The 9756-nt window shown below is 52.6% G+C and carries 11 protein-coding genes and 2 tRNA genes; all 13 read left to right on the top strand.

Translation table 11 applies throughout. The features are described from left to right. Window positions 1-465 precede the first annotated feature (465 nt). The 13 genes from cydA to IM284_RS18770 all read left to right on the top strand — a co-directional run bounded on the left by cydA (window position 466) and on the right by IM284_RS18770 (window position 9705). Window positions 466-2034: a cytochrome ubiquinol oxidase subunit I gene (cydA, locus tag IM284_RS18830; RefSeq protein ID WP_045261075.1), complete on the top strand. Its 1569-nt coding sequence runs from the start codon at window positions 466-468 to the stop codon at window positions 2032-2034. 15 nt (window positions 2035-2049) lie between these two features. Next, window positions 2050-3189 carry a cytochrome d ubiquinol oxidase subunit II gene (gene cydB, locus IM284_RS18825; protein ID WP_028012386.1) on the top strand — a complete coding sequence of 380 codons (1140 nt, stop codon included), beginning with the start codon at window positions 2050-2052 and terminating at the stop codon, window positions 3187-3189. Between the two features lie 14 nt (window positions 3190-3203). Beyond that, complete coding sequence (cydX, locus tag IM284_RS18820; protein ID WP_003858598.1) at window positions 3204-3317, top strand: cytochrome bd-I oxidase subunit CydX; 114 nt, start codon at window positions 3204-3206, stop codon at window positions 3315-3317. Beyond that, window positions 3317-3607, top strand: a complete 291-nt coding sequence (ybgE, locus tag IM284_RS18815; RefSeq protein WP_008501100.1) for a cyd operon protein YbgE — start codon at window positions 3317-3319, stop codon at window positions 3605-3607. Before cydX ends, ybgE begins: the two co-directional genes overlap by 1 nt. Before the next feature lie 148 nt (window positions 3608-3755). Beyond that, window positions 3756-4160, top strand: a complete 405-nt coding sequence (gene ybgC, locus IM284_RS18810) for a tol-pal system-associated acyl-CoA thioesterase (RefSeq protein WP_003858593.1) — start codon at window positions 3756-3758, stop codon at window positions 4158-4160. Continuing rightward, the gene (gene tolQ / locus IM284_RS18805) at window positions 4157-4849 is read left to right on the top strand and encodes a Tol-Pal system protein TolQ (protein ID WP_008501101.1); all 693 of its coding nucleotides are present in this window, start codon (window positions 4157-4159) and stop codon (window positions 4847-4849) included. The genes ybgC and tolQ overlap by 4 nt, the downstream gene beginning before the upstream one ends. A 3-nt stretch (window positions 4850-4852) precedes the next feature. Further along, a complete protein-coding gene (gene tolR / locus IM284_RS18800; RefSeq protein ID WP_003858589.1) occupies window positions 4853-5281 on the top strand; it encodes a colicin uptake protein TolR in 429 nt (142 codons plus the stop codon). Window positions 5282-5309: 28 nt separating this feature from the next. After that, window positions 5310-6563 carry a cell envelope integrity protein TolA gene (gene tolA / locus IM284_RS18795; RefSeq protein WP_028012388.1) on the top strand — a complete coding sequence of 418 codons (1254 nt, stop codon included), beginning with the start codon at window positions 5310-5312 and terminating at the stop codon, window positions 6561-6563. 134 nt (window positions 6564-6697) lie between these two features. After that, window positions 6698-7990 (top strand): Tol-Pal system beta propeller repeat protein TolB, encoded by a 1293-nt coding sequence (gene tolB / locus IM284_RS18790; protein WP_013097529.1) that lies wholly within the window; start codon window positions 6698-6700, stop codon window positions 7988-7990. A gap of 35 nt (window positions 7991-8025) precedes the next feature. Beyond that, window positions 8026-8547, top strand: coding sequence for a peptidoglycan-associated lipoprotein Pal (pal, locus tag IM284_RS18785; protein ID WP_003858578.1), 522 nt, complete (start codon window positions 8026-8028; stop codon window positions 8545-8547). Between the two features lie 9 nt (window positions 8548-8556). Next, on the top strand, window positions 8557-9351 hold the full coding sequence (gene cpoB / locus IM284_RS18780; protein ID WP_028012389.1) for a cell division protein CpoB: 795 nt from the start codon (window positions 8557-8559) through the stop codon (window positions 9349-9351). A gap of 161 nt (window positions 9352-9512) precedes the next feature. After that, window positions 9513-9588 (top strand) — tRNA-Lys (locus IM284_RS18775). A gap of 41 nt (window positions 9589-9629) precedes the next feature. Beyond that, window positions 9630-9705: transfer RNA gene (locus IM284_RS18770), tRNA-Lys, on the top strand. The last annotated feature ends 51 nt before the right edge of the window (window positions 9706-9756 follow it).

Genomic DNA, 9756 nt, shown 5'->3' with positions numbered 1-9756 from the left:
GTTTATATTTTTTTTGGTCTTCGATAACCAATCGCATCTTTGCATGCACATATCATTAACATGGTTTTTACCATTCTCACCGCAGCTAAACATGATTAACATCAAGACTGGTTTTTGATTTAAATCAAAGTTTAATGCTTGGAAAAAGATGCCGAAAAGCGCTAAATTGTCCCCGATCAAAATGGCCGAAAAGTGGTAATTTTGCTATAAATTGATCGCCGTCGAAAAACGTAAATGTGATTCAATAAAAACCTGTTTATTGTAAGGGTTTTGCAGCGTATTATATTTGCGGGATCAATTTGAGTTTTTTATTAACCTATTTGTAACCTGTCGTCATCGTTTTTATCCTTCTCCAGGGTAATAACGACGACCAGGATGCGAATAATTTGTATTGGGGCATGCGTGTGAATCTCTTTCTGACGGGGTTCACTCTCGGAGTCTTCATGCGATGAGCAAGGAGTCATAATGTTAGACGTAGTCGAACTGTCGCGCTTACAGTTTGCCTTGACCGCGATGTACCACTTCCTGTTTGTGCCGCTGACGCTCGGTATGGCGTTCCTGCTGGCAATTATGGAAACGGTTTACGTCCTCTCCGGCAAACAGATTTATAAAGATATGACCAAGTTCTGGGGCAAGTTGTTCGGTATCAACTTCGCGCTGGGCGTGGCAACCGGTTTGACCATGGAGTTCCAGTTCGGGACTAACTGGTCTTACTATTCCCACTATGTAGGGGATATCTTCGGTGCGCCGCTGGCCATTGAAGGTCTGATGGCCTTCTTCCTCGAATCCACCTTTGTAGGTCTGTTCTTCTTCGGTTGGGACCGTCTGGGTAAAGTCCAGCACATGGCCGTAACCTGGCTGGTGGCATTAGGTTCGAACCTGTCCGCGCTGTGGATCCTGGTGGCGAACGGCTGGATGCAGAACCCGATCGCGTCTGACTTCAACTTCGAAACCATGCGTATGGAGATGGTCAGCTTTGCCGAGCTGGTCCTGAACCCGGTTGCTCAGGTTAAATTTGTTCACACCGTGGCATCTGGCTACGTGTGCGGCGCGATGTTCGTGTTGGGTATCAGCTCCTACTATATGCTGCGCGGTCGTGACTTCGCGTTTGCCAAGCGCTCCTTTGCTATCGCTGCAAGCTTCGGTATGGCTGCAATCCTCTCCGTTATCGTTCTGGGTGATGAATCCGGTTACGAAATGGGTGACGTGCAGAAAACCAAACTGGCCGCTATCGAAGCCGAATGGGAAACCCAACCGGCGCCTGCTGCCTTTACGCTGTTCGGTATTCCCGATCAGGACGCGCAGGAAAACCGCTTCGCCATCCAAATTCCTTACGCGCTGGGTATCATCGCAACCCGTTCTGTCGATAAGCAGGTAACGGGTCTGAAGGAGCTGATGGTTCAGCACGAAGAGCGTATCCGTAACGGTATGAAGGCTTACTCGCTGCTGGAACAGCTGCGTGCCGGCTCTACCGATCAGGCCGTTCGCGATCAATTTAACGACGTGAAGAAAGACCTGGGCTACGGTTTGTTGCTGAAACGTTATACCCCGAACGTTTCTGATGCGACGGAAGCACAGATTCAGATGGCGACCAAAGACTCGATTCCACGCGTTGCGCCACTGTACTTCGCATTCCGTATCATGGTGGGCTGCGGCATCATCATGCTGCTGATCATTGCGGCGTCCTTCTGGTCCGTGATTCGTAACCGCATCGGCGAGAAAAAATGGCTGCTGCGCACCGCGCTGTACGGTATTCCACTGCCGTGGATCGCGATTGAATCCGGCTGGTTTGTAGCGGAGTATGGCCGCCAGCCATGGGCGATTGGTGAGGTGCTGCCAACGGCGGTCGCGAACTCTTCCCTGACGGCAGGCGACCTGATCTTCTCCATGCTGCTGATCTGTGGTCTGTACACCCTGTTCCTGGTGGCTGAACTGTTCCTGATGTTCAAGTTCGCGCGCCTTGGCCCAAGCAGCCTGAAAACCGGTCGCTATCACTACGAGCAGTCCACTGCGACTACTCAGCCGGCACGCTAAGACAGGAGTCATCAAATGATCGATTATGAAGTATTGCGTTTTATCTGGTGGCTGCTGGTTGGCGTTCTGCTGATCGGTTTCGCCGTCACGGATGGTTTCGACATGGGGGTGGGGATGCTCACCCGTTTCCTCGGTCGTAATGACACCGAGCGTCGAATCATGATTAACTCCATCGCCCCTCACTGGGACGGTAACCAGGTGTGGCTGATCACCGCAGGCGGCGCGCTGTTCGCTGCCTGGCCGATGGTCTACGCGGCTGCGTTCTCCGGCTTCTATGTGGCGATGATTCTGGTGCTGGCCTCTTTATTCTTCCGTCCGGTCGGTTTCGACTACCGTTCCAAGATTGAAGATACCCGCTGGCGCAACATGTGGGACTGGGGCATCTTCATTGGTAGCTTCGTTCCACCGCTGGTGATTGGTGTGGCATTCGGTAACCTGCTGCAGGGCGTACCGTTCCACCTCGATGAATACATGCGTCTTTACTACACCGGTAACTTCTTCCAACTGCTGAATCCGTTTGGCCTGTTGGCCGGTGTGGTGAGCGTGGCGATGATCATCACTCAGGGCGCAACTTACCTGCAGATGCGTACTGTGGGTGAACTGCACCTGCGTTCCCGTGCTACTGCTCAGGTGGCGGCACTGGTGACGCTGGTTTGCTTCGCTCTGGCAGGCGTGTGGGTGGTGTACGGTATTGATGGCTACGTGGTGACGTCTGCGATTAACCACTCGGCACCGTCTAACCCGCTGACCAAAGAAGTGGCGCGTCAGGCTGGTGCATGGCTGGTGAACTTCAACAATACCCCTGCGCTGTGGGCGATCCCGGCTCTGGGCGTGCTGCTGCCGCTGCTGACCGTGCTGACGTCTCGTCTGGAGAAAGGTGCTCTGGCATTCGTGTTCTCTTCACTGACGCTGGCATGCATCATCCTGACGGCGGGTATTGCCATGTTCCCATTCGTCATGCCATCCAGCACCATGCTGAATGCTAGCCTGACCATGTGGGATGCAACCTCCAGCCATATGACGCTGAACTTAATGACTTACGTTGCTTGCGTGTTCGTTCCGATTGTTCTGGCATACACCATCTGGTGTTACTGGAAAATGTTCGGTCGTATCACCAAAGAACATATCGAAAGCAACACCCACTCTATGTACTAAGTAAGGAGCTGAATATGTGGTATTTCGCATGGATTTTAGGGACGCTTCTTGCCTGTGCTTTTGGTGTCATCACTGCCCTGGCGCTTGAGCACGTCGAAGCGACCAAAGCGGGTGAAGAAAAACACTGATGAATATTATCGCGAAGCTTTACGCGGTAATGGATAAGCGCCCGTTACGGGCGCTTTCTTTAGTGATGGCATTACTGCTGGCAGGCTGTATCTTCTGGGACCCGTCGCGCTTTGCGGCAAAGACCAGCGAGCTTGAGATCTGGCACGGCTTCCTCATCATGTGGGCAGTGTGTGCCGGGGTGATCCACGGCGTGGGCTTTCGTCCGAAAGCCGTTCACTGGCAGGGAATTTTTTGCCCGCTGATTGCCGATCTGGTGCTTCTCGCCGGTTTGATTTTCTTCTTCTTCTGAATAAGAAATGTCCGTTAACGTTATGGGCTTACCCGAGCCCATAAAAATTTACTCTCCGTTTACTTTCCCCCATTCCAAACCATCTTCCCCGCGCGTATAGTAGCGAAGTTTAAAAGCTCTAACTTTTGTTGCATTACTGGGATGTAAAGTGAATACAACGCTGTTTCGATGGCCGGTTCGTGTCTATTACGAAGATACCGATGCCGGTGGTGTGGTTTACCACGCCAGCTACGTTGCTTTTTATGAACGGGCACGCACAGAGATGCTGCGCCATCATCACTTTAGTCAACAGGTGCTGTTGGCTGAGCGAGTTGCCTTCGTGGTACGCAAGATGACGCTTGAGTATTTTGCGCCTGCCAGACTCGACGATATGCTCGAAGTCCAAACTGAAATTACATCAATGCGCGGGACCTCACTGGTTTTCACGCAGCGGATAGTCAACGCAGAGAACACCGTACTGAACTCAGCTGAAGTACTGATTGTTTGTGTTGATCCAACCATAATGAAGCCTCGTGCGCTTCCTAAGTCTATTGTCGCGGAGTTTAAGCAGTGACTGACATGAATATCCTTGATTTGTTCCTGAAGGCAAGCCTTCTGGTTAAACTTATCATGTTGATTTTGATTGGTTTTTCAATCGCATCCTGGGCCATCATTATCCAGAGAACGCGTATCCTCAATGCAGCTGGCCGTGAAGCGGAAGCATTTGAAGATAAGTTCTGGTCGGGTATTGAACTTTCTCGCCTGTATCAGGAGAGCCAGGGACGCCGTGAAAACCTGACCGGCTCCGAACAAATTTTCTATAGCGGATTCAAAGAGTTCGCTCGTCTGCATCGGGCAAACAATCATGCGCCGGAAGCCGTCGTGGAAGGGGCATCGCGTGCGATGCGTATCTCCATGAACCGCGAGCTGGAAAATCTTGAAACGCACATTCCTTTCCTCGGCACCGTGGGTTCTATCAGCCCGTATATCGGTCTGTTTGGTACCGTGTGGGGGATCATGCACGCCTTTATCGCGCTGGGCGCGGTGAAGCAGGCGACGTTGCAGATGGTTGCACCGGGTATCGCTGAAGCACTGATTGCGACCGCTATCGGTCTGTTTGCGGCAATTCCGGCGGTAATGGCTTACAACCGTCTGAACCAGCGCGTGAACAAACTGGAACTGAACTACGACAACTTTATGGAAGAGTTCACTGCGATTCTGCACCGTCAGGCGTTTACCAGCACCGAGAGCAACAAGGGGTAAACCATGGCCAGATCGCGTGGACGAGGTCGTCGCGAGCTCAAGTCCGAAATCAATATCGTGCCACTGCTGGACGTTCTGCTGGTACTGCTGCTGATCTTCATGGCAACAGCGCCCATCATTACCCAGAGTGTGGAAGTCGATCTGCCGGATGCGACAGAATCACAGGCGGTGAGCACCAATGACGATCCTCCGGTCATCATTGAAGTTTCCGGCGTAGGGCAGTACAGCGTGGTGGTAGAGAAAGATCGTATGGATCAGCTGCCACCTGAGCAGGTTATTGCCGAAGCGCAGCGTCGCCTGGAGTCAAATCCGAAAACGGTCTTCTTAATCGGTGGCGCGAAAGACGTACCCTACGATGAAATTATTAAAGCGCTGAACTTGCTACATAGTGCGGGTGTTAAGTCAGTTGGCTTAATGACTCAACCTATTTGATCATCCGCGTAGTTTTTGGGAACCGATAGTGTCAAAGGCAACCGAACAGAACGACAAGCTTAAGCGAGCGATAATCGTCTCCGCAGTGCTGCACGTTATTCTTTTTGCAGCGCTGATCTGGAGTTCGTTCGACGAGCATATTGATGCATCAGCAGGCGGCGGTGGAGGGTCTTCCATTGACGCCGTAATGGTGGATCCCGGTGCGGTAGTGCAAAACTATAATCGCGAACAACAGCAGAAGGCGAGTGCCAAACGGGCTGAAGAGCAGCGTGAAAAACAGGCGCAACAGCAGGCGGAAGAGCTGCGTGAAAAGCAGGCCGCCGAGCAGGAGCGTTTGAAGCAGCTTGAGAAAGAACGTTTGCAGGCGCAGGAAGCCGCGAAAGCGCAGGCGGAACAGCAGAAGCAAGCCGAAGAGGCCGCGAAGAAAGCGCAGGAACAGCAAAAGCAGGCGGAAGAGGCGGCAGCAAAAGCCGCAGCGGATGCCAAAGCGCAGGCTGATGCCCAGGCAAAATTAGCGGCAGAAGCGGCGAAGAAAGCGGCTGCCGATGCCCAGAAGAAAGCTGAGGCCGAAGCCGCGAAGAAAGCCGCTGCGGATGCCCAGAAGAAAGCCGAAGCGGAAGCCGCGAAGAAAGCCGCTGCTGACGCACAGAAGAAAGCTGAAGCCGAAGCCGCGAAGAAAGCCGCTCAGGACGCAGAGAAGAAAGCGGCTGCCGAGGCTGCGAAGAAAGCCGCTGCGGCTGAGAAGGCTGCTGCCGAAAAAGCTGCCGCCGCTGAAAAAGCCGCTGCTGATAAAAAAGCTGCAGCTGAGAAGGCCGCTGCCGATAAGAAAGCAGCTGCTGAAAAAGCGGCTGCTAAAAAGGCTGCTGCCGCTGAGAAAGCCGCGGCCGCTGCAGGGGTTGACGATCTGCTGGGGGATTTAAGCTCCGGTAAGAATGCACCGAAAACGGGCGGTGGCGCGAAAGGAAACAACGCAGCGCCGACCGGAAGTGGTAACACTAAGAGTAACGGTGCGACAGGGGCTGAAATCAACGGCTATGCCGCGCAGATTAAATCGGCGATTGAAAGCCGGTTCTACGATGCGTCTTCCTATGCCGGTAAAACGTGTACGCTGCGTATAAAACTGGCTCCGGACGGCATGCTGCTAGATATTAAGTCTGAAGGTGGCGACCCGGCTTTATGTACTGCGGCTCTGGCTGCAGCGCGTCAGGCGAAGATGCCTAAACCGCCTTCTCAGGCAGTCTACGAAGTCTTCAAAAATGCGCCGCTGGACTTCAAACCTTAAGTTACATTTTCCCCGTGCAAACGGGGAAAAATAGACCAGGTTTAGTCACAGGGTTCGGGTAGTTTTGTCTATTTGAGTTTGTTAACATTCTGCTAAATTATCGTGGGTAAGGTTACCCGGATAAGGGAGATATGATGAAGCAGGCATTACGTGTAGCATTTAGTTTTTTAATGCTGTGGGCAGCAGTCCTGCACGCAGAAGTACGTATCGAGATCACCCAGGGGGTGGACTCGGCACGCCCAATCGGTGTTGTTCCGTTCCAGTGGGCCGGTCCTGGCGCTGCACCTGAAGATGCCGGTGGCATCGTGGCGGCTGACCTGCGTAACAGCGGTAAATTCAACCCGTTAGATCGTTCTCGTCTGCCGCAGCAGCCGGGCAGTGCGCAGGAAGTCCAGCCTGCTGCATGGTCTGCGCTGGGTATCGATGCCGTGGTGGTGGGGCAGGTTACGCCTAACCCGGACGGTTCTTACAACGTGGCCTGGCAGCTGGTAGATACCGGCGGTGCACCGGGTACCGTTCTGGCACAGAACTCTTACAAGGTCACTAAACAGTACCTGCGCTACGCGGCACACGCGGCCAGCGACGCGGTATTCGAAAAGCTGACCGGTATTAAAGGTGCGTTCCGTACCCGTATCGCATATGTGGTACAGACCAACGGCGGTCAGTTCCCGTACGAGCTGCGCGTATCTGACTACGACGGTTACAACCAGTTCCTGGTGAAACGCTCTTCACAGCCGCTAATGTCTCCAGCCTGGTCTCCGGACGGATCTAAACTGGCGTATGTGACCTTCGAAAGTGGTCGTTCTGCGCTGGTTATCCAGACGCTGGCTAACGGTGCGGTGCGTCAGGTAGCGTCGTTCCCACGTCACAACGGTGCGCCTTCCTTCTCTCCAGATGGGTCTAAACTGGCGTTTGCGCTTTCTAAAACCGGTAGCCTGAACCTGTACGTGATGGACATTGGCTCTGGCCAGATCCGTCAGGTGACCGACGGTCGCAGCAACAATACTGAACCATCATGGTTCCCGGACAGCCAAAACCTGGCGTTTACCTCTGACCAGGCTGGCCGTCCACAAATCTATAAAGTGAACATTAACGGCGGTGCTCCGCAGCGTATCACCTGGGAAGGCTCTCAGAACCAGAACGCAGACGTGAGCAGCGATGGTAAATTCATGGTAATGGTCAGCTCCAACGGTGGGCAGCAGCACATTGCCAAACAAGATCTGGTAGCGGGTGGCGTTCAAGTTCTGTCGTCAACGTTCCTGGATGAAACGCCAAGTCTGGCACCTAACGGCACTATGGTAATCTACAGCTCTTCTCAGGGGATGGGATCTGTGCTGAATCTGGTTTCTACAGATGGGCGTTTCAAAGCGCGTATTCCGGCCACTGATGGACAGGTAAAATCACCTGCCTGGTCGCCGTATCTGTAAATAATAATTATTTGATTACTAAAGGAATCATAGAAATGCAACTGAACAAAGTGCTGAAGGGGCTGATGATCGCTCTGCCTGTAATGGCAATCGCAGCGTGTTCTTCTAACAAGAACGCCAGCAATGACCAGAGCGGCGAAGGCATGATGGGTGCCGGTACCGGTATGGACGCGAACGGCAATGGCAACATGTCTTCTGAAGAGCAAGCGCGTCTTCAGATGCAGCAGCTGCAGCAGAACAACATCGTTTACTTCGATCTGGATAAATACGACATCCGTTCTGACTTCGCTGCGATGCTGGATGCTCACGCTAACTTCCTGCGTAGCAACCCATCTTACAAAGTCACCGTAGAAGGTCACGCGGACGAACGTGGTACTCCAGAGTACAACATCTCCCTGGGTGAACGTCGTGCCAACGCCGTTAAGATGTACCTGCAGGGTAAAGGCGTTTCTGCTGACCAGATCTCCATCGTTTCTTACGGTAAAGAAAAACCTGCAGTACTGGGTCACGACGAAGCGGCTTACTCCAAAAACCGTCGTGCCGTACTGGTTTACTAAGAGAATTGCATGAGCAGTAACTTCAGACATCATCTGTTGAGTCTGTCGTTACTGGTTGGAATAGCGGCCCCCTGGGCCGCTTTTGCTCAGGCACCAATCAGTAGTGTCGGCTCAGGCTCGGTAGAAGACCGGGTCACTCAGCTCGAGCGTATTTCTAACGCTCACAGTCAGCTTTTAACCCAACTCCAGCAGCAACTTTCCGATAACCAAAACGATATTGACTCTCTCCGTGGTCAGATTCAGGAAAGTCAGTATCAGCTTAACCAGGTTGTGGAACGTCAGAAGCAAATTTTATTGCAGATAGATAGCCTGAGCAGCGGCGGTGCAGCAGCACAACCCGCAGCGGGCGATCAAAGCGGCGCGGCAACCTCAGCGCCTGCGCCGTCTGCTGATGCTTCAGCCTCAACAGGAGCGCCTGTACAGAGCGGTGACGCGAATACGGATTACAATGCGGCCATTGCCCTGGTGCAGGATAAATCTCGTCAGGATGACGCGCTCGCTGCGTTTCAGAACTTTATCAAGAAATACCCTGACTCAACCTATCAGCCAAATGCGAATTACTGGCTCGGTCAGTTGAATTACAACAAGGGTAAAAAGGACGATGCGGCGTTTTATTTTGCCTCCGTGGTAAAAAATTACCCGAAATCGCCGAAAGCGCCAGATGCGATGTTTAAGGTTGGCGTGATCATGCAGGACAAAGGCGACACGGCGAAAGCCAAAGCGGTTTATCAGCAGGTGGTCGCAAAATTCCCGGGCACCGAAGGTGCTAAGCAGGCGCAAAAACGCCTGAATTCGATGGGATGATTATCGCATGACCAGAAATCGCGTTATTTCTGGTCGTGCAGCATGATTACTAAGCAGTTAAGTGATCTTCATCGAAATTTTTGTTGCGCAGAATTCTTAAATCAGTAATATATGCCGCCGTTGCCACGGGATATCAAACAACGTGAAAGCAGCATAAAAGTGGGTCGTTAGCTCAGTTGGTAGAGCAGTTGACTTTTAATCAATTGGTCGCAGGTTCGAATCCTGCACGACCCACCAATTTTATTGGTGCCGAGTGATAATTCAGGCAACACCCGAATGGGTCGTTAGCTCAGTTGGTAGAGCAGTTGACTTTTAATCAATTGGTCGCAGGTTCGAATCCTGCACGACCCACCAGCCTGAATAAATTTGCAGTACATCCCGCAAGGGGTCGTTAGCTCAGTTGGT

The organism is Enterobacter cloacae complex sp. P12RS (assembly GCF_014895875.1).
Lineage (GTDB): Bacteria > Pseudomonadota > Gammaproteobacteria > Enterobacterales > Enterobacteriaceae > Enterobacter > Enterobacter bugandensis.
This window is presented reverse-complemented; position numbering and strand designations above follow the sequence as displayed.

Excerpts from the sequence above, each read along its gene's own strand:
- cydA (WP_045261075.1), top strand. The coding sequence starts at position 466 with ATGTTAGACGTAGTCGAACTGTCGCGCTTACAGTTTGCCTTGACCGCG.
- cydB (WP_028012386.1), top strand. The coding sequence starts at position 2,050 with ATGATCGATTATGAAGTATTGCGTTTTATCTGGTGGCTGCTGGTTGGC.
- cydX (WP_003858598.1), top strand. The coding sequence starts at position 3,204 with ATGTGGTATTTCGCATGGATTTTAGGGACGCTTCTTGCCTGTGCTTTT.
- ybgE (WP_008501100.1), top strand. The coding sequence starts at position 3,317 with ATGAATATTATCGCGAAGCTTTACGCGGTAATGGATAAGCGCCCGTTA.
- tolR (WP_003858589.1), top strand. The coding sequence starts at position 4,853 with ATGGCCAGATCGCGTGGACGAGGTCGTCGCGAGCTCAAGTCCGAAATC.
- tolB (WP_013097529.1), top strand. The coding sequence starts at position 6,698 with ATGAAGCAGGCATTACGTGTAGCATTTAGTTTTTTAATGCTGTGGGCA.
- pal (WP_003858578.1), top strand. The coding sequence starts at position 8,026 with ATGCAACTGAACAAAGTGCTGAAGGGGCTGATGATCGCTCTGCCTGTA.
- cpoB (WP_028012389.1), top strand. The coding sequence starts at position 8,557 with ATGAGCAGTAACTTCAGACATCATCTGTTGAGTCTGTCGTTACTGGTT.